General features: G+C 48.4%; 18 protein-coding genes. 8 read left to right on the top strand and 10 right to left on the bottom strand.

Annotated features, from left to right (window positions below):
- Window positions 1-53: 53 nt before the first annotated feature.
- Together C5O19_RS14230 and C5O19_RS14225 are read right to left on the bottom strand one after the other, a co-directional pair.
- Window positions 54-332: a hypothetical protein gene (locus C5O19_RS14230; protein ID WP_104713296.1), complete on the bottom strand. Its 279-nt coding sequence runs from the start codon at window positions 330-332 to the stop codon at window positions 54-56.
- Window positions 333-533: 201 nt separating this feature from the next.
- Window positions 534-944: a hypothetical protein gene (locus tag C5O19_RS14225; RefSeq protein ID WP_133163368.1), complete on the bottom strand. Its 411-nt coding sequence runs from the start codon at window positions 942-944 to the stop codon at window positions 534-536.
- 473 nt (window positions 945-1,417) lie between these two features.
- Here C5O19_RS14225 and C5O19_RS14220 point away from each other — a divergent pair, with 473 nt between their 5' ends.
- Entirely contained in the window at window positions 1,418-1,861 is a 444-nt protein-coding gene (locus tag C5O19_RS14220; RefSeq protein WP_104713291.1) for a peptidylprolyl isomerase, read from the top strand.
- 62 nt (window positions 1,862-1,923) lie between these two features.
- Here the strand turns inward: C5O19_RS14220 and C5O19_RS14215 are convergent, their stop codons facing one another.
- The 5 genes from C5O19_RS14215 to C5O19_RS14195 form a co-directional block, all read right to left on the bottom strand.
- A complete protein-coding gene (locus C5O19_RS14215) occupies window positions 1,924-4,767 on the bottom strand; it encodes a S9 family peptidase (protein WP_104713288.1) in 2,844 nt (947 codons plus the stop codon).
- A gap of 264 nt (window positions 4,768-5,031) precedes the next feature.
- Window positions 5,032-6,723: a S8 family serine peptidase gene (locus C5O19_RS14210; protein WP_104713286.1), complete on the bottom strand. Its 1,692-nt coding sequence runs from the start codon at window positions 6,721-6,723 to the stop codon at window positions 5,032-5,034.
- Entirely contained in the window at window positions 6,710-7,390 is a 681-nt protein-coding gene (locus C5O19_RS14205; RefSeq protein ID WP_104713284.1) for a hypothetical protein, read from the bottom strand. Before C5O19_RS14205 ends, C5O19_RS14210 begins: the two co-directional genes overlap by 14 nt.
- 178 nt (window positions 7,391-7,568) lie before the next feature.
- On the bottom strand, window positions 7,569-9,101 hold the full coding sequence (guaA, locus tag C5O19_RS14200) for a glutamine-hydrolyzing GMP synthase (RefSeq protein ID WP_104713282.1): 1,533 nt from the start codon (window positions 9,099-9,101) through the stop codon (window positions 7,569-7,571).
- Between the two features lie 151 nt (window positions 9,102-9,252).
- On the bottom strand, window positions 9,253-10,437 hold the full coding sequence (locus C5O19_RS14195) for an exo-beta-N-acetylmuramidase NamZ family protein (protein WP_104713280.1): 1,185 nt from the start codon (window positions 10,435-10,437) through the stop codon (window positions 9,253-9,255).
- Between the two features lie 175 nt (window positions 10,438-10,612).
- Between C5O19_RS14195 and C5O19_RS14190 the strand changes: the two genes are divergently transcribed.
- From C5O19_RS14190 to C5O19_RS14175, 4 genes are all read left to right on the top strand, one after another.
- Window positions 10,613-11,839, top strand: a complete 1,227-nt coding sequence (locus C5O19_RS14190; RefSeq protein WP_104713278.1) for an ABC transporter permease — start codon at window positions 10,613-10,615, stop codon at window positions 11,837-11,839.
- A 315-nt stretch (window positions 11,840-12,154) separates the two neighbouring features.
- Window positions 12,155-13,435, top strand: coding sequence for a DUF5690 family protein (locus C5O19_RS14185; RefSeq protein WP_133163367.1), 1,281 nt, complete (start codon window positions 12,155-12,157; stop codon window positions 13,433-13,435).
- A 50-nt stretch (window positions 13,436-13,485) separates the two neighbouring features.
- Window positions 13,486-14,067: a helix-turn-helix domain-containing protein gene (locus C5O19_RS14180; protein WP_104713274.1), complete on the top strand. Its 582-nt coding sequence runs from the start codon at window positions 13,486-13,488 to the stop codon at window positions 14,065-14,067.
- A 318-nt stretch (window positions 14,068-14,385) separates the two neighbouring features.
- Entirely contained in the window at window positions 14,386-14,928 is a 543-nt protein-coding gene (locus C5O19_RS14175) for an HD domain-containing protein (RefSeq protein ID WP_104713272.1), read from the top strand.
- Here the strand turns inward: C5O19_RS14175 and C5O19_RS14170 are convergent.
- Window positions 14,916-15,524: a Crp/Fnr family transcriptional regulator gene (locus tag C5O19_RS14170; protein ID WP_104713269.1), complete on the bottom strand. Its 609-nt coding sequence runs from the start codon at window positions 15,522-15,524 to the stop codon at window positions 14,916-14,918. The two genes, C5O19_RS14175 and C5O19_RS14170, sit on opposite strands and share 13 nt — an antisense overlap.
- A 149-nt stretch (window positions 15,525-15,673) precedes the next feature.
- Window positions 15,674-16,519, bottom strand: coding sequence for an SDR family NAD(P)-dependent oxidoreductase (locus C5O19_RS14165; protein WP_104713267.1), 846 nt, complete (start codon window positions 16,517-16,519; stop codon window positions 15,674-15,676).
- A 492-nt stretch (window positions 16,520-17,011) separates the two neighbouring features.
- Between C5O19_RS14165 and C5O19_RS14160 the strand changes: the two genes are divergently transcribed.
- The 3 genes from C5O19_RS14160 (at window position 17,012) to C5O19_RS14150 (ending at window position 18,742) form a co-directional block, all read left to right on the top strand.
- Entirely contained in the window at window positions 17,012-17,398 is a 387-nt protein-coding gene (locus tag C5O19_RS14160; RefSeq protein WP_104713265.1) for a PspC domain-containing protein, read from the top strand.
- A gap of 36 nt (window positions 17,399-17,434) precedes the next feature.
- The gene (locus C5O19_RS14155; protein ID WP_104713263.1) at window positions 17,435-17,704 is read left to right on the top strand and encodes a LiaI-LiaF-like domain-containing protein; all 270 of its coding nucleotides are present in this window, start codon (window positions 17,435-17,437) and stop codon (window positions 17,702-17,704) included.
- A 72-nt stretch (window positions 17,705-17,776) separates the two neighbouring features.
- Window positions 17,777-18,742 (top strand): LiaI-LiaF-like domain-containing protein, encoded by a 966-nt coding sequence (locus tag C5O19_RS14150; RefSeq protein WP_104713261.1) that lies wholly within the window; start codon window positions 17,777-17,779, stop codon window positions 18,740-18,742.
- Between the two features lie 232 nt (window positions 18,743-18,974).
- Here the strand turns inward: C5O19_RS14150 and mnmA are convergent, their stop codons facing one another.
- Window positions 18,975-20,087, bottom strand: a complete 1,113-nt coding sequence (mnmA, locus tag C5O19_RS14145) for a tRNA 2-thiouridine(34) synthase MnmA (protein WP_104713258.1) — start codon at window positions 20,085-20,087, stop codon at window positions 18,975-18,977.
- Window positions 20,088-20,201 lie beyond the last annotated feature (114 nt).

The following is a 20,201-nucleotide window of genomic DNA, read 5'->3' as shown; positions in this document are numbered from 1 at the left end:
CGAAAAAGGAGAGCTTTGATAAGCTCTCCTTTTTCGTTTTATCCTAAGTTATACTATGATAGAGTATCCTCAGCGGGTACCAGATTGTTGTCTTTTCTGAATTGATCCGTTCGATCGGAAAATTCGGTATGTACGGCCGTTACAGAATCCAGTGTTTCGGACATTTTTGTAAACAGATCCGACACGCCGTTTTCCAGCGATTTATCGTTCAATTCAATATTTTCAACTTCAATTTGACCGATCTTTTTGAGTACAGCCGTTTGGCTATTGCGAAGGTCGTCTAACTCACGAACGATCTTTTCCATTAATTCAAACTTTGCCAGTTTGTCCATAAGGCATTTTCGTTAGTATGAGTGATAAGTAGTTAAACCATCGTGCCAGAGAGAATATTTTATTTAAGTATTTGATTTACAGGTATTTGTATAAATAATCCCCTTGCGGAAGGATAAAAATGTAGAGAACTAGCCTCAAAGCGTACGAAGAATTGCTATAAATCCCACAGAAAAAAGGCCGGGGTTTGTACCCGGCCTTTTTTATTCATTTCCAACGTTAATCTCATTGGTATCTTTCTTACTTCGACTAAGCTGATCGTTCGGATTAACAATTGAGGGGCGTCCCATCTTGTAATTCCTTGGCGACTGACTGGGATCCGTAGTAGCGTATCCCGTAACCGGAGGAGCCGGAATATTCAGTTTACCGTTGGTATTGTAAGGACGCTGAATTTTATAATTTCCCGTCGATTGCAATCCGATGTTCTCACGTACTGAACCATCCCGTTGGATGGTTACCCCTGACTCGGCATTCTGTATTTGCCTAGCTACAGCTGCTTTATTGGCGTGCTTATAGTTATGCGTAGAGTATCCGTGGTCTAAACGGGGTTTGGTTTGGGCAAAGGCTACACCGACCAGTCCGGCCAGAATAGCGGTCATTATATAGCGTTTCATGACTTGTTGCAGTTAAAACTAATTCAATGGTACTGAAAAAAAGATGTACCATTTTCGAGGATGGCCTCTAAACAAAGATAGTAAATTAATTAGATTTTTCACAGTATTTTCCAGAAAATATAGGATTATACCATGAAAAAGAAACGTCTGTTTTTGTACGCATTACGAGGATTTACTTTGGATTTTGTTCGTTCGAACTTCAATTTTGAACTGATTTTACGCGAAAAATGAAATTTTCGTAAAAACCAAGTTTCATAAATCCTTTTACAAAGAGATTTAAAAAATTTAATTCCGATTTAAGTTTTAGTGAATTCTAATACAATTCTAACCACTTTCTAATCTGTAACGAGCTGATAATGAGGAAATATGTCCCTTGGGACGGGCTGAAAATTCTACGATTTGCAGCAATGTTTGCGAAGTTTTGGAAAACTTAATTGCCTAACTTCGCAGTCTCAACTAATCAGTACGAAGCAATGGTAAAAGCCGAAATGCTTACCGATAAGGGTACAATGGTGATTGAACTCTTCGAAAAGGAGACGCCCATTACGGTAAAAAACTTTATTGATTTATCAGAAAAAGGATTCTACAACGGTGTAAAATTCCACCGCGTAATCCCTAATTTCATGATTCAGGGTGGCGATCCTACCGGTACCGGTGCGGGTGGTCCGGGTTATACGATTCCCTGCGAAACGAAAGCCGAACGTCAGCGTCACGATCGTGGCGTCTTGTCGATGGCTCACCGTGGCCCCAATACGGGCGGTAGCCAGTTCTTCATCTGCCATAACCGTTCGAACACGGCTCACCTCGATGGCGTACACACGGCTTTTGGTCAGGTGATTGAAGGATTGGACATCGTGGATGACATCCGTCAGGGAGATACGATTCAGTCCGTAAAGATTGTTCGTGACGACGCGTAAGGCGTAGCACACTACCTAAAAGCAAAAGACCGAATGGCTTAATACCATTCGGTCTTTTCTTTTTACCGCGTCGCCTTTGCGGAAGGCAGGGCCGCTGCGGGTTCCAGTCGCTGATTCACCCCTTTTTCAATCATGGGTAACCCCTCGACCATCCATTGCGGAGCCGGAGCATCCTTCAGGTAGTGATCCAGGTATTGCCACATGCGGATGGTCCAGTCTTTCTGGTTTTTACGCACGCGAAGGCCGTGTTTCTCCGTGTTGTAGTTGAGCATCCAGGCGGGTTTACCCAGACGTTTCAGGCCCACGTACAACTCAATGCCCTGGTACCAGGGTACTGCGTCGTCTTCATCGTTGTGCAGGATCAGAGCGGGCGTTTGTACGTTGGGTAAATAGAACAGCGGTGAATTATCGAGGTATTGCTGCGTTTTCTCCCAGAGCGTACCACCGATACGGCTTTGTGTATGCTCGTACTGAGCCTGACGACTCAAGCCCGTTCCCCAGCGAATACCTCCGTAAGCACTCGTCATGTTGGCGACGGGAGCACCCGGTACGGCCGTCTTAAACAGATTCGTTTTCGTAATCAGATACGCCGTCTGGTAGCCGCCCCAGCTATGGCCTACAATGCCCAGCCGCGTACGGTCCACCCAGGGATTTTCCAGTAACTTCAGTACCCCCGGAATGATACAGCTGTAAGCACTTGGACCGGGATAACCATCCTGATACACGATGTCTGGTACGAATACGATATACCCGTTGGAAACCGAGTACGCGTAGTTGTTACGGGCACTCGCGGTCGGAGCGGGCGTTACGAAGTTGTGAATGTTATCCGATTCCTTTTCGTAGAAATACGTAATCATGGGGTACTTCTTCGTCGAATCGAAATCATCGGGTTTGTAGAGCAATCCCTGTAGCGTTACACCATCGCCCGATACCCAGCTCACCATTTCCACCGTACCCCAGCGATATGCTTTCGTCTGCTCGCCCAGGTTGGAGATCTTCCGAATGTTTTTGAAGGACAGGTCCGTGGCCATCAAGTCCGGATACTCACGGAATGTGGTTTTCGTGAAAAGCAGATCATTCGTATTCTTGGCCTTCGTTACCATCGGACTGGCCGCGAAATCGCCCTGGTGCAGTACCGTCAGCGTTGAACCCGACCATTGAGCGTAACCACTCGCTTTCGTCGTGTGATCGAAAAGGTGAACCAATTGCGGTTTGGAAGGATCAACCAGACCGCGATCTTCGGGATCAAGGTTAATGAAGCGATAGGTTTTCTTTACTTCCCGACCCTTGGTCAGTCGCGTCAGGCTAGTGGGATTCGCCGGATCTACCGTCCAGACGTCGTATTTGTCGTAGATATACAGCAGTGCATCGCCTTTCGTCCAGCCCGTCGAGCCGTATCCCCGGGGGAAATCCGGATGATCGTCGTCTTCGTCCGCGAATTTCCGGTCTTTGGTCAACTGAACGGTTTTACCCGTAGCAATGCTATGAGCAAACCAAGCCGTATCCGACAGGGAGAACCAGTACGCATACTTGCCCTCGGGCGACATGCGGATGTTCCCCCGAATGTTTTCACCAATCAGTTTCTTTGAACCATCTTTCGTGGAAACTACGTACGCATCGTTACGACTATTCCAGTCCCAGTGTTCGTGCGAGTATTTCAAATCCGAAAGAGCCACTACATAATCAGCATTGCCATCAGCGACGGGCAGAATTTCGTCCATTTCCGTCGTAGCTAGTTGCCGTAAGGCGTTCGTAGCCGGATCGTAAACGGCAGTGTACGAACGTTTCTTATCGCGTTCGGCGGTTACTTTCTGTTGGGGTTGCAAAGTACGGTCTTTAGGTCCCCATACTTCTACATTTACCACTTCTTCGGGTAACATCGTTGTATCAGCTACCGCAGGAACGGGAGCCGTACCGAAGAACAGTTTCGAACCGTTTTTGGCGAAAGCCAGCGGAGCATCACCACTCACCAGCCAGCCTTTCGGACCGGGTTGATTGGCCTGGTCCGCTACTTTAAGAGCCTGAGCCTGACCGGATTTCCAGTAGTACAACTGATGGTAATGCACCAGCGATTTGGCGTTGGTATCGGGATCGGTTACGAAAGCCAGTTGGTCGCCGGCTTCGTCGAAACTGAGTTTCTTGGTTTTGCCTTTCGCTTCGAATACTTTCTGCGAAGAACCGTTGGCCAGATCCACGACGTAAACACCGGGTAGTTTTACTGTACTGTCGTTACCCGTAGTAACGTACGCCAGCCGTTTGCCGTTTTTGCTAAAGGCATAATCCGTCACAAAGGAATAGGAAGTCTGCGTGCCGGATTTAAGGTTTTTCAGGACGAGCTGATACCCATTTTCTTCGGATTCTTTTTTAGCGGGTTTGCGATTGGTACGGCGAGCCGTCGTATCGCGTTTCGCGGCGGGTGTTTCCAGTTGATAGGCTACAAATCCACCCGCTTTCTCGGGAAGAGCGAACGAGGAAACCTTCGGAATTTTGGTCAGTTGACTCGTTTTCAGCGAGTAGATGCCCAGCGAATCTTTGGGCATGTCTTCCCGCTTTTTCTTCTTCCGCTTGGCATCACGTACGACTGCCGCTTGGGGCTTAATCTTGAAGACAGCTACTTCCGAGTCGTAGCTAACCCGAATGTCGGCGGCTCGCTGAACGGAGTCAATTTTGCTTTTTTTCAGCCCGTAAAAAATCGCGTTACCATCGCCTTCCTGGGGGTTAGCGGTGTAGATGGCCCAGTCGCCATCGTTGGAGAGCGTACGGTACGTAATGGATTTCCAGCCGTCGTACACGCTGTGCGTAAGGGCTTTTTTAGGTTGGGGCGGAGGAGTTGGTTTCTTCCCTTTTTTCTGGCCGTAGGCCATACTGGTAAGGACCAGTAAAGGCAAGAGTAAGAGTTTTTTCATAGTGAGAATGAAACGATTTCTTTGCAATGAAGATACACTAAAGCCAGTCGCGAACTTTCAAGTCAGCGACTTTTCAGGCAAATCTCAAGACCAAAGCTGTGGAGGACGTTTTGCAATCTGGAATGGGTACTACTTTATACTCGAATAATGAAGGAAGTCGAACAATGAATGTGTAAGTATTTCCAGTGGCTTATTCATGAAAGAAGCCGTAAAAGTCATGCTTTTACGGCTTCTGCGTGTACTACATCTAGGTGCTGGATGTTCCTACCATTTCAGCCAGCGGGCCGTGTAGTTCTCCGCGTCCCGCGAGAATCGCAACATATACATACCCGAAGGCATCGGAAGTGATCCAATGGCGAGTTCAGCCCGACGACCCGAAACTTGTCCTTCCCAGAAAATGCGTCCCTGCGTATCGAGTAGCGTTACAGCGTACGTACGGTTTTGCTCGTTAAACGGCAACTCAGCGATGGGATTGCGGGAGCCACTCGTGGGATTAGGTACAATGCGTACGCCTTCTTTCTTACGGAACGCCTGTACGGCTTGCTCGGCTCTCAGGTAATTGGGTACACCGTAGCCCAGAAAGTTGTCCGGTTCCTCGTTCTTATGAGCCGATTGTTTCAGCAAAGAAATCACTTCCATGTTGGTCAGGTACGGATACGCCTGCCAGAAACTGGTCGCCATACCCGCCAGCAGGGGCGAGGCATACGAAGTTCCACCGCCCGAAGCCAACTGTCCGTTGAGGGCGTTGATCACCACGTTACCGGAGCCCATCGCCGACAAATCGGGCTTCATGCGTCCATCCGCGGTTGGTCCGATGGAACTAAAGTTGGCCCGAGCCATGCGTGAGTCAACGGCTCCTACGGTAATGATGGAATCCGCATCCGCGGGTACGGTGATGTAACGCCAAGCATCGCTGCCTTCGTTACCCGCCGCAACCACCACCAGAATCCCCGTTTCAGCGGCCCATTTAGCGGCCCGGGTCGAAAGAGCCTTCTGGCCGTTCAGATCCTGATACGTATAGCTGGTGGCCGGATTGTCGAACGTTGAATATCCCAGCGAAGAATTGATGACATCTACGCCTACGCTATCAGCGTATTCGGCAGCAGCTAACCAAAAAGCTTCTTCCTGCCGTTTTTCGCCGGAATTGTCTTCCGTGTGAAGCAACAGATACGAGGCTTTGTAAGCGGTACCAATCAGCTGACCCGGCAGGTAAGCCGCCATGAGCGAAAGTACACTGTTGCCGTGCGTACCCTGATCGTATACGTTGGCATTGTTCGCTACGAAATCGTAGGTACCCAGAATTCGATTTTCGTCAAACAGGTGTTTGAACGCCGCCTGCGTGTTGACGCTCAGAAAGCCATTGTCGATCACGCCTACCCACATGCCTTCGCCGTGGAAACCCCGGGCGTGCATCGAGTCCACTCGCATCTGACCAATTTGAGCTTGAGAATGCCCGTAATCGAGAGCTTTGGGATTTTTTGGGGTAGTAGCAAGGGGCGACGCTTCCAGCGGTTGCAGGTCATCCGACCAGGCTTTGCTGCCGCTACGAATGCCCGGCGTCGTGGTGACGGGTACTGCACTCAAAGGAACGTTACCATCATTACCGGCCACGAAAGGCAGGGTTTTGATCTCTTCCAGTTGCTGAGGGGTACATTCAACGAGTACGCCATTGGCCCAACGGGTTTTGTACCAGACTTTCGCTCCTTTTTCCCGAACGGCCTGAATGTAGGTCGGATTAGGTGGCAGGTCGCGTTCAGAAACAACCAGATTTTGTTTGAAACGACGCTCAATGGAACGTTTGGAGAGAAACTCTTGCGGGCGATTGACGTCGTAGGGTGAATTGGTTTTGTCCTTGAATACGACCAGATACTTGGCCGTCGTTTGGGCCTGAACCGAGAAAAATGCACACGCTAACAGTGCCGATAAACCAGCCCGAAGCCCTCTATTCTTTACCATAACTAGATATTTGCTGAATGAAGCGAGTTCCAAAATCAATTTTATTCTGACCAAAGCAATCGCCGGACTGGCAGTAATACAGTTCCGTACGTTCCCGGTAAATCAGTCCGACTCCTTTGGCGTATATTTCTTTACGATTCACTAAATCAATGGCTGATACTTTGTTCTCCTGTACGACTGTTAACGTTTTAGAAAAATCGTTTGTACCGATTTTCAGCGGTTCATCCAGTTGAGTTACCTCGTATTCGTCCGGGTCATTACTATTCAAAACGTTACCATTCCAGGTTTGTTTAACGTAAATCGGAAACCAGAGTTTTACGTAGGGTACATTGTTTTCCGTGCGAATGGCCTGATTCAGCGTTCGACGAGCCGTCCATACGGAATCAATGGCCCAAGCCTGCTGCTGGCTATTACGGCGGTAGCGTTCGAGCCGGAAGGAGGGTTCGCCGTCTAGTCCTGTAAAGGCGTCCGCGACGAGTTCTTTAATCTGATACTGCGATCGTACCGAATCCTGAGCCAGGGCGTATTGCGTTTGGGTAACGTCGTAAATGATAAAATTGCCTTTTTCAAGCGGAAAGTAATCATAAGCGGTTGCCGGTTCGGTTTCAGCGGGCTTACAAGACCAGACGCTCAACGCAAGGAACAAGACAGCGTATAACTTTTTCATACAGAGGGATGGAGATAGAGTAATTAGGTGGGTATTGAACGATGATTAAAACGAAAATTAAAGGTACTGTTTTCTTGTAACGTTAAAAAAGTTTGAAAGCATGTATACGAGCTACACGTTTCAAACTTTTTAACAAAAACGAAAAGCCGGGGCAAAGCCTCCGGCTTTCGTCGTATGATTACTCCCACTCAATAGTGGCCGGGGGTTTTGAAGAAATGTCGTACACGACGCGGTTTACGCCTTTCACCCGGTTGATGATTTCGTTGGAAACTTCCGCCAGAAACTCGTAAGGCAAGTGTACCCAGTCGGCAGTCATCCCGTCTACTGAGGCCACGGCCCGCAGAGCCACGACGCGTTCGTAGGTACGCTCATCGCCCATAACGCCAACGGACTGGATGGGCAGCAGAATGGCTCCGGCCTGCCATACCTGATTGTAGAGGCCTTTTTCCCGGAGTTTGCCAATGAAAATGGCGTCTACTTCCTGGAGAATGGCTACTTTCTCAGCCGTAATATCACCCAAAATCCGGATGGCCAGACCCGGTCCGGGGAAGGGATGACGACCCAAAATGGATTCCACAATACCTAGCTCACGGCCCACGCGGCGTACTTCATCCTTAAATAAGGTACGCAGGGGCTCGATGACCTGAAGTTTCATGAAATCGGGCAAGCCGCCTACGTTGTGGTGCGATTTAATCGTCGCGGAAGGACCTTTCACGGACACCGATTCAATCACGTCGGGGTAGATCGTACCCTGACCCAACCAGCTTACGTCGGTCAGCAGGTGAGCTTCCTGATCGAATACTTCAATGAAAGAACGGCCAATGGCTTTGCGTTTATCTTCGGGATCGGTTAGACCAAACAGAGCGGTGTAGAACTGCTCTTTGGCGTTCACGCCTTTGATGTTCAGTCCCATATCCTGGTACGAATGCAACACCTGCTCGAATTCGTCTTTCCGCAGCAGACCGTTATCCACGAAGATACAGTACAGGTTCGGTCCGATGGCCCGGTGAATCAGCATGGCGGCCACCGTAGAATCGACGCCACCGGAAAGAGCCATGACTACTTTGTCATTGCCTAGTTTTTCCTTGAGTTGCTCAACTACTTCTTCCACGAAGTTAGCGGGCGTCCATTCCTGCTTGCAACCGCAGATGTCCACCAGGAAGTTTTTCAGTACTTCCTTGCCTTCCAGCGAGTGGGTCACCTCGGGGTGAAACTGAATGCCGTAGGTTTCTTCGCCTTCAATTTTAAAAGCGGCTACGCGTACGGTTTCCGTGGAGCCAATGATGGTAAAGTTGTCGGGAATCGTTACGATGGTATCACCGTGGGACATCCATACCTGCGACTCGGGCGTCAGGTTTTGCAACAGTACCGAACGGTTGGCATCGTCCGAATGCAGCATGGCCCGTCCGTATTCCCGGATTTTAGAAGGGGCTACTTCGCCGCCTGAGGTTTGAGCCAGCAGCTGGGCTCCGTAGCAAACGCCCAGCAAAGGCAACTGACCCCGGAACTGTGACAAGTCCGGGTGTGGTGAGTCGGCGTCGCGTACCGAGCAGGGACTACCGGAAAGGATGACCCCTTTCACAGAAGCGTCGAGTTCGGGAAAATGATTATACGGATGAATTTCGCAATACACGTTTAACTCGCGAACCCGGCGGGCGATGAGCTGCGTATACTGCGAGCCAAAATCGAGAATAAGAATTTTTTCAGTCATGTGTGTACCGACAATTGGTCAGTAAGGAATCGATAAAAAAAGAGTTCTGCGTTTGGGAGGGGTTTAAGGTTGGAAGTTTGAAGTATAAGGTCTAAAACTTGATCTCAACCTTCAAACCCTATCAAACATTAAACCTCTGCTCAAACGGCTATCAGGGGTATCGTAAGTACTTTTTTCGAAGGGTTTTGTATTGACTTAAAGCTGGCTCCCAGCTCTTCCGGATGTCGGATTCGCTCAGGCCCGCTTCCATTTGTTTCCGCAACTGGTCGGTACCCGCCAGTTGATCGAAGGCTTTCGGCCGGTTGATGAATTTACTTTTATCCGGAGCCTTTGCGTAAAAGTCCAGTACGTATTTCAGCGTAAAACCTTCTTTCCAGGCATCTACCTTCCTTAGGTCTAGTCCGTAACAACGCACGCCTTCGTTGGGTGGGTTCATGGCTCCGGGTTTATCGACTGGGGTGAATTCGTACGTACCATACGTTGGCGAAGGACCGCCAATGACCTGAAATTGGGTATCCGTACCCCGGCCTAAACTGATTTCCGTACCCTCGAACAAACAGATGGAAGGGTACAGCAGAATACTTTGCTGGTTGGGCAAATTCGGCGATGGAGCGATGGGTAGGGTATAGGGCGTTTGATGGGTATAATTCTGACAGAGAACCGTTACGAGCTTGCATTTGACTCCGTTTTTCAGCCAGCCTTCCTGATTGATCATCTCGGCCAGTTCAGCTACCGTGCAACCGTGGGAAATGGGAACAGGATTAAGTCCGACGAAGGAGGCAAACTTGCGGTCCAGTACGGGGCCATCCACTACGTGACCATTGGGATTAGGCCGGTCCAGAATCAGTACCGACTTGCCCTGTTCCGCTGCCGCTTCCATAATATAGTGCATGGTAGAAGTATACGTATAGAAACGGGCTCCTACATCCTGAATGTCAAACAGAAGAATATCGAGGTCCTTGATTTGTTCGGGTGTGGGTTTCTTATTCGAGCCGTAGAGGGATACGACGGGTAAACCAGTTTTCTGATCGACGCCACTCGAGACGTGCTCGCCCGCATCGGCCTTGCCACGAAAGCCATGTTCGGGACCAAAAATGGTCTTAATCTGCACGCCCAGAGCCAGCAAAGAATCGGCGAGGTGCGTTTGATTAGGAAATATGGACGTGTGATTGACCACCAGACCTACCTTTTTCCCTTTCAGCAAGGGCAGGTACTCGTTCGTTCGCTCGATACCGAGCGTCACCTTGGAAGCAGACTGGGCGTGTAAAACGGGCCGCGAACAGGCGACCACCAGCAAGAAAAGAGCCAGTAAACAGGGGGTACGGAAAGAAACCATGTGCAAATTTCGGGGGAAAGAGCGGAAAAACCAACGCTAAGTTTGGAAAAGCACGGGAACCGCTACTTTTGTAGTCAGGAAAAAAGGGGAAAACGATCGAATCTGAATCGTAAACCCAGTTTTCATTGGTTTTGAACAAACCTGGATGAGCATCCGGTAACTAATACTATTTTCGTTGAACTTTCCACGTTTTCTCGCTGCCCGTTTACGCCGCCGTACCGAACAACGCTTGTTTTCGGCGACCGTAACCCGTATTGGCATTGCCAGTATTGCGATTGGGCTGGCGGTGATGATCCTGGCTTTTGCGGTACTGTTTGGTTTTAAAGGCACCATTCAGGAAAAACTCTTTAGTCTGTCGGCTCACCTGAAAGTTACCCGGTATACGCTGAACCAGTCGTACGAAGAAACGGCTATGCCCCGTAAATCCCGAATCAGTGAACAGTACAAAAGCCTGTCGGCCGTACGCCATCTGCAAATGGTGGCTCACAAAGCGGGGATACTGAAAACGCCGGATGATCTTCAGGGGGTACTGTTTAAAGGAGTAGGATCTGATTACGACTGGAATGTTTTTCAGCAGAATTTGGTGGAAGGTGCCTTGCCTGCATTTCAGAAAGATACCTCCGATTCGAAACAGGTGATGATCAGTCGAACGATTGCCAAGCAGTTACAACTCAAACCCGGCGATGGCGTAATCATTTATTTCCTTCAAAACCCGCCCCGCCCGCGTAAACTTACGGTTACGGGAATCTATGAAACGGGCCTGGAGGAATTGGATAAACAACTCATTCTGGGGGATATACGTCTGGTACAAAAGCTCAATCGCTGGGGGCCCGATACGGTAGGTGGGTACGAAGTGTTTGTAAAAGATTTTACCCAGTTACCGACCGCGGAAGCCCAAATCGCCAAGTTGCTCGAACCCGAACAGGATCTGCGAAGTGTAGTCGATGAGTATCGGCCCCTGTTCGACTGGTTGAGTCTGCTGGATCGTAACCTTAGCGTATTCCTAACCCTGATTTTATTCGTGGCCAGCTTTAATATGGTGTCGGTACTGCTGGTACTCATCATGGAGCGGATTCCCATGATTGGCTTGCTAAAAGCCTTGGGTAGTCCTAGCTGGCAAATTCGTAAAGTTTTTCTGTGGCAGGGAATCTCGATGATTCTGAAAGGTCTTCTGATTGGTAATGGCTTAGGTATTGGTCTGTGTCTGATTCAGCAACGCTACCGTCTCTTCCCGCTTGATCCGGAAAACTACTACATGAGTTACGTCCCCATTGAAATGAACTGGGGCGTAGTACTGGCTCTTAACCTAGCCGTACTCGGACTAGTCACGCTCGTGCTGCTCTTACCTACCTTCATTATTACCCGTATGCGGCCGGTTGAAGCGATTCGTTTTTCGAAGTAAGGGTAATTTAGAAAACCCATTTTTCAGCAATTCATCGTAGATACTAAAGGTGTTTCATCAATATTTCACGCGAAACGAGTTTTATTGATGCCATATAATCCAGTTGCACGAAGAAAATAGTCTTCTTTTAAAAAACATGTTGATTTGTTCTTGAGTTAATTTAATTAGCTCGAAAATAGTTATACTTACTGCTCTATTACCCCACCTGAATTATTTAAGTCCCAACGAACGCATTATTTTCAGCTCAACTTAAATTGTTTTAGTTATACTGAAACAATAATGCGAAGTTATGTTCGCCAATCATGGGAATTGTGTATGGGTATTAGAGATTTTTTTACACAGCCATTAAAAATTACCAATTCCTTCTTCTTAACCCTTTGGTTAACCGTAGCTGCTTTTGGTACTTACTTCTGCATGTTTGCCTTTCGGAAGCCCTTTACTGCGGGTACTTTCGAATCCATGCAATGGGGAGGGATCGATTATAAAATCATTCTGGTCGTTGCTCAGATTCTAGGGTACGCAACAGCCAAAGGCATTGGTATCAAAATCATCTCCGAGACTCGCCCGGAGCAACGATCTTCCCGTATTCTAATGGTAATTGGAGCCGCCGAATTAGCTCTGATTCTGTTTGGCTTACTACCGCCCCCGTATAATTGGTTTTTATTGTTTTTCAATGGCCTCGCTTTAGGTCTGGTGTATGGCCTAGTCTTTAGCTTTCTGGAGGGCCGCCGCCTGACCGACCTGCTTGGAGCGGGGCTCTGTTTAAGTTTCATTGTCGCTTCCGGGGTAGTAAAATCCGTCGGGGTCTGGGTACTCAACTGGGGAATATCCGAATACTGGATGCCCGCGGTAGTAGGCTTGGCTTTTTCGCCGTTTCTGGTACTCTTTGTCTGGATGTTACAGGTTGCTCCGCCGCCAACCCAAGCCGACATTGCCGCCCGAAAGCCTCGTCTCCCCATGACTGCGGAAGACCGTCGACATTTCTTCAAAGCACTGGCTCCGGGTTTGGTTGCATTGATCCTGATCTACGTCATTATCTCCATGCTGCGGGATATTCGCGACAACTTTGCCGTTGAAATCTGGCGGGAACTGGGCATCCGCACACCCCGTATTTTTTCCGTAACCGAAAGTTGGGTAGGGGTAATTGTGACCCTACTGGTAGGCGTGCTATTTGTGATTTCCAACAACCGTAAGGCATTCTGGGCTAACCTAGTCTTTATTGCACTGGGCATACTTTTGATTCCGTTCGCTTCCTGGTTATACCTCCAGGGACAAATTCAACCGCTGGAATGGATGATTGGCGTAGGGCTAGGTATTTATCTGGTATACGTTCCCTTCAATGGAATGCTTTTTGAACGTCTCATTGCCATCCGGGGTGAAAAAGCGAATGTAGGCTTCCTCTTTTATTCGGCTGATTTCGCTGGGTACCTGGGAAGCGTGGGCATTCTAGTATTTAAAAACTTCAGTCATACGGATATTTCCTGGCTCAAGTTTTACCTCAGTATTACCTACCTTCTTCCGCTAATTGCAGGGCTTTTACTGGTAATCTCCGCCATTTATTTTGCCAAAAAGCTCAAAAAATCCTCAAATTTTTAAATTATCAATAACCAAAACAACGCTACTTGCTCTGAAGCGTTGTCAACTGCATGAACGAAGAGATTTTAATTCAAATCAGTAGCCAACTTAAAGGAAAGCGGAAAAGTCAGGGTATTACTTTACAAGAGCTTGCTAATCGGGCTCAGGTAAGTAAGGCATTAATTTCCCAAATTGAGAATAATCGTACGATTCCTTCTCTACTCGTACTCATCAATTTAATTCGTTCATTGGGAATAGATTTGAACGTATTTTTTGAAGAATTGGTACAGGGGTCAGGAAACGGAAAACTTTCTGTCCGACGCAAAGAGGAGTATCAGACCTTCTACAAAGAAGATACTCCGCACGTTACCTATCGTCGCATCTTGACGAAAACGATTTCGCCCCTAGCCGTGGACTTTGTATTGGCGGAAGTAAAACCACAGGCTCAGCAAAATACGGCTACAACCAGTGATGCCTATGAGTTTAACTACGTGATAAAGGGAGAAATAGAGTATGTCATGGGCGAAGAAACCCATGCGTTAAAAGAAGGGGATTCGCTATTCTTTGACGGTCGAGTACCGCATAAATCGTCTAATCAAACCAACGAAGACAGTCTCCTTTTAATCGTCTATTTTTTCATTGAAAAGATGTAAACCTGAGACGATCGAAGGTAATAAGGTTAACATACTGAAAAACAATTGATTCCTGAGTGATCGTGTGCATCCGATAGATCACTACTGCTAGATCGTAACCAATGGAAAACTATCAATTTGTTCACGGCTACTTAAAACTGACGTAATGCTGGCGGTGTAAGTTTGTTCCAGACAAGAGCGATTTATCCAGCCCGAAACGCATTATGGTTAAGTGAATGAAACGATTGAAGAAAAGCGGCAGAACCTTGTACTGCCGCTTTTTGTGTATTTGGATAAGCCGCCTCCACGCATGAAAGATAGCTTAGTCCTTGGTATACTATGAAAAATTTTGAAATGCAGGCAACCGTCGATGCTCTGTTAGGATTGTACCAATCATTCAATGAGGTGGTTGACGAACGTCTGCTGGAACATTCCATCCAGACGGCTCAATTGGCCGAAGAAGAAGGCTACGACGATGAAGTAGTACTGGCCGCCTTCTTTCACGACATCGGCCAGTTACTGGCTGCGGGTCACCAGTATCAGGCTTACGGTCGCATTGGTTCGGAGTACCTGCGAGCCAATGGTTTCTCGGAAAAAGTGACTCAGGTGGTCGTGATGCACACCGAAGCCGAACGCTATTTGTGTTGGAAATTTCCGGAACGCGTACGGCAACTGGACGAGTACCGCTTACAGCGATTATATGCGCAGGGTGGAATCATGCTCGAACGGGAGGCCAAAGCCTACGAAAAAAATCCGTACTTCTACCTGAGCTTAAAAGTAAAGGAATGGGATGACGAAGCCCCCCTACGCAGCCGTCCTGTGCTAGATCTGGAGCCTTACCGTAGAATGGCTTTACAACACCTACAGCGTCAGGTAGGTTGAGGACTACGGCCAATACGCGATTTGAGCCTGCTTAACGTTTCCTGGGAAAGACCCAGGTACGAGGCGACGTGTTTGTTAGAAAACCGCTCAATTAGCGAAGGGTGCATACGTAGTAACCAGCGATAGCGATCCGCGGCATCCAGGCACAGGAAGGTTTCAAATCGCCGGGTACTGATAATGTAAGCCGTTTCAAGAATGTAACGGTATACCGCATCCCAGCCGGGTAGGGTAGCGTGCAGGTGATAAAAATCTTCGTAGCTGATGAACAGTAGGTCTGAGTTTTCCAGTACCTGGTTGGTTTCCAGAGAAGGTTCCTGCGTCAAAAAGCTTTGTAGGGCCGTACCGAAGGTATTTTCCAGAGCAAAATACCGCGTGGCTTCGGCTCCGTCGGGTTGCGTGTAGAACAGGCGAAAACTGCCCCGGCTCACAAAGTACAGATGCCGGCAAACTTCACCCGAAGTCAATAAAAATTCGTAGCGAGCGGCCTTTTTTAGTCGGAAATAACTGAAAATAGTTGCTAAGTTTTCTTCCGAGAAATCAGTTTTATCTAACAAATACGTCCGCAATACGGTATAGGCAGCATGGGAATCACTCATATCGTTTCGTTAGTCAGAGTAGTGCTTCCCTTCAATAAGCCAGTAGTCTTGGCTGAAAGGTCAGACTAAAGTACGGGCTAAGTGCCATTCTTGAAAAAGGAATGCGACGAATGTACTCAGAAGCCTTATAAGCCCGCCCGGAACGGGGATCAGGACAACCAGCGAATGCCGGCCGCCTGTTCGCTGAGTTTCCATAACAACTGCCCATTGAAAGCATTGGCGTCGGCGTTGAGAATACGCGTAGGGCGTGATTTGCTAAAGTATCCTCCGTTGTATGATTCGGGTAAAGCAGCCGTCGACAGGTATACCGCCGTTCGGGCTCCTTCCTCGGGCGTAATCATAAACGGGCGTAGTAACCCAAAGCCGACTTTCCAGCTCCCCAGAAAATTTTGCCCGAACTGTGAATTGACAACGCCGGGGTGAAGAGCGTAGGCCGTAATGGACTGCCCCTCGAGCCGCCGGGTTAGTTCCTGGGTGAAAAGAATATTCGCCAGCTTGCCATCACCGTAGGTAGTCCAGATGTTCAAACCCGTATTGTTTTTCATAAAAAAACGACGGGCTTTGCCTAGGGCATGGGCTGCCGAGGAAACATTAATGATCCGAGCGTCACCGCTGGCTTGCAATAAATCAAACAACTCAAAGGTGAGTACAAAGTGACCCAGATGGTTCGCGATAAAGCTCTTTTCGTAGCCTTCGGGTGTGTATTCAATGGATGCAGGAGCATACCCTGCGTTGTTGATCAGCCGGTCAATATGGTCGTAGCGTTGGTGAATAGCTTCGGCCGCCTGACGTAAAGAGGCCAGGTTGGTGAGGTCGGCGAAGAACAATTCGATACGGGCCTGTGGGGACTGCTGAAGTACTTGCTGACGGGCCCATTCGCCTTTCTCACGCGAACGTACCAGGAAAATCAGATCAAAATTCTGACGGGCTAGAGCCTGAGCAGTGGCCAGTCCAAGGCCAGAGTTGGCTCCGGTAATGAGAGCAGTATAGGGCATAATACAAAGGTTCAATAACCGATCCGTTAAAAAAAGACGGCCAGCCTAAGATCCAAAAAGAAACCCATCCGATTGGATGGGTTCGTGTTTGTGAGTTGGATAGCTATTGGAATCGGCAATAGTCTTACTCTAAACCAGCAATGCCAGAGGGAGTATCATCATGATTGATTCATGACTTTTATGTACACAAGCGAAATTCGAAAAGGCAGAAGGTTGATCTCACAAAATTGATACCGTAGACTCGCTTTTCTTTACGTAGAAATACCTGTTTTACTATTTAAGAATGAAAAAAACGCAGTAATTCTTCAAAAACCTTAGAGGTACTAGGTATAACCAAGTTCTATCCATAAAATAGTCCGTTGATCCACGGAAAGAAACCATCCGGCCCGATTGACTTCCGTTGAACCAATTCAATTGCCACCTTTGAATCAACAAAGCGAACAATGAACCGCTTTTTCAACGTTTATCATTCACTACTAAGGATATAAAGTCATGAACCGTTTAGAACGCATTCCTTCGCATAAAATGATTGGTGGCGTAGCCGCCGGTCTGGCTGCTTACTTAAATGTCGATGTAGCTCTGGTGCGGGTGCTGTTTGTACTGGGTGCCATTTTCACGCACGCTCCTTTCGTCATTGCCTATATTATCTTATGGATTGCCCTTCCCAAACGAGTAGAAGGAGTGTATGCAGTAGAGGTGGATACGAAGCCCCGTACGCATAACTCGAAAGCCTGGGGTATTGCCGCGATTTTGTTTGGCTCCCTGTTTCTACTGGACGAGTTTACCTGGTTCGACTGGGATAAAGCCTGGCCTCTGTCATTAATCGTCGTTGGGCTGGTACTGATTTTCAAAGATCAGATTAAGGAAAGAATTGCCTAATACCAGCGTTACACTTACCCATAACCAAACACACGCATGACACCTTCTCGCGTACTCGTAGGTCTGGCTTTTATCGCCTACGGCATTATCAAACTGGCCGAGGAACTGGGGTGGTTTTACATCCACTGGCATTCGGTACGGCGATACTGGCCCGTAGCATTGATTGTCCTGGGTATCTGGCTATTGGTTCGGAAAAAAGAAGAACCGCCTTACGACCCGCCGCAAGCTACGGGATCCTTTCCAACCGATCCCGCTGCACCGCAGCCACCCCAACCGCCTCAGCCACCCGCTGATCCCTTTGCCTGATAACGTTTTTCCTTCAACTACGCTATTGCTGTCATCTCTCTTTAACGGGCACCGCTTACGGGCCTTCATACTATGAATGCTAAAAATCTATTACTCGGCGGATTTTTCGTACTACTAGGAATTTTGTTTCTGGGACGAAATCTGGGCTGGTTCGACTTCCATTTCGGTGAACTCTTCCGACTCTGGCCCCTCTTGTTTGTGGTACTGGGTGTAAATATGATCTGGGGTAAATCGAACCGTAACGTCACCGTAGCGACCCTGATTTTATTGGCCATCTGCGTTCCCTTGTTCATTGCAACGAAAGTGCGGGACCGGGTACGGGACAATATTCACTGGAATGGTAGCTGGGATGATGATGATCATGACGATGAGGCCGAAGAATCGTACGAAAACCGCGATTCAGAACGGAGTGGGGGTAAGCAGTACTTGGCCGAACCCATGACCGATAGTATTAATGCGGCTAGTTTTCAACTCGAAGGCGGAGCGGCGGAGTTTACGATGGGTACAACAGATAAACAGTTGGTAGAAGCCGATGGTGATCTGGATATGGGCAATCTGTCGCTGAAAAGTACGAGTGTAAACGGAGCCAGCGAAGTAATATTGAGCATGAAGGGCCGCAAGAAGTGGAACTGGGATGACGAACACTCGCATAACAATGTTGCCGTACGTCTTAACCCACAACCGCTCTGGAATCTGGACATGAAAGTAGGGGCAGGAAAAGCCGATTTTGACCTGACGCCTTTTAAAGTCAGTAAGGTAAGTCTACACACCGGAGCCACCGAAATGGATCTGAAACTGGGTGACAAGACCGATCAGACGGACGTGGAAGTAAATGCGGGTGTGGCGAGTGTAAAAATCAAGGTACCGCAATCCGTGGGTTGCCGAATCACCACCCGTGGAGCGTTAACGGAAAAAGATTTCAACGGATTTACGCGTCAGGGTGATGCTTACGAAACGCCCGGTTATGCAGGTGCCAAGAAGAAAATTAATATCCGCTTCGAAGGAGGTATTGCGGAGTGGAAAGTGGAAAGGTACTAGGCTTTTAAACGTCCGCCACTGCGGTTTAGCGTTTAGGTCAGGATAAACCTGTAAAGGAAGCTCTGTTTTAGTGTTTTCTTTGGTCCGTAGCAAACCCTGCTACGGACCTTTTTACTTCATCAACACAGTTTATCTAAAAGGAGAACCACGAAATTCACAGTATCCAGACACCGATCAAACGATGTGTTGACTGCAAATTCCGTGGTTCTTTTATCTGTGTAGGTACTAAAACCTACCGTAGGGCTTTAGTAATCCAGCCACCGCCTACCACGTCGTCGCCTTCGTAGAAAACGGCTGCCTGACCCGGAGCTACGCCGGTTACGGGTTCGTGGAAGCGTACTTCCATTTGCCCACCGGTTTGCGTAATGATGGCCGGTGTTCCCTCGTGTTTGTAACGAATCTTCGTGATCGTTTCCAGGGGTTGCGTCAGTTCGGCGTATTTCTGCATATTGAGCTGACTGACCATCATGCCGGTCCGTTCCAGGTCGCGGTCACGGCCCAGTACAACTTCATTGCTGTCTTTCCGAATTTCAGTAACGAAAGCGGGATAACCCAGAGCAATACCCAAGCCTTTGCGTTGGCCAATGGTGTAGAACGGATAGCCTTCGTGCGTGCCCAGTACTTTCCCTTCCTGATCGACAAAGTTACCGCCGGCTACTTCTGCTTCCAGGGTAGGAATACGGCGTTTTAGGAAACCGCGGTAATCATTATCCGGTACAAAGCAGATCTCGTAGCTTTCCGCCTTGCTGGCTAACTCAAAAAAGCCGCGTTCTTTGGCCATTTCTCGAATTTCACTTTTACGGAAATTACCCAAAGGAAGTTTGGTACGGGCCAGACTGTCCTGCGATACCCCCCAGAGTACATAACTCTGATCTTTCCAGGTATCCAAACCCTTCGATACGATATGGCGACCGTGCGACGGACCGCCGTTTCCTTCCCGCAGGTTCGCGTAGTGACCCGTGGCAATAAACTCGCAGTCGAGCTTATCAGCCCGCCGTAACAAAGCGTCCCACTTGATGTGTGTGTTGCACAAAACGCAGGGGTTAGGCGTACGCCCTTCCAGGTATTCACCCGTGAAATGGTCGATTACGTAATCTCCAAATTCATTCCGAATGTCAAGGATATAGTGCGGGAAGCCCAGCTGTACAGCTACGTTACGGGCATCGTTGATGCTATCGAGGCTACAACAGCCCGTTTCTTTTTTTGTGCCCCCGGAACTGGCGTAGTCCCAGGTTTTCATCGTCATACCAATGACTTCGTAACCTTGTTCGTGCAGCAGGACCGCTGCCAGTGAAGAATCAATGCCGCCACTCATGGCGACCAGAATACGTCCGTGTTTGCTCATAATGAATCCGGCCAGGGTTCAAAGCCCTGCGATTGTTGGTTTAATGTGGTGTGATCTGATCTGTATTGCTGTTGTCTGATTATCAGTAAGTTAACAAAATTATTGAATCGGACA

Origin of the sequence: Siphonobacter curvatus (assembly GCF_002943425.1) — a bacterium.
Lineage (GTDB): Bacteria > Bacteroidota > Bacteroidia > Cytophagales > Spirosomataceae > Siphonobacter > Siphonobacter curvatus.
This window is presented reverse-complemented; position numbering and strand designations above follow the sequence as displayed.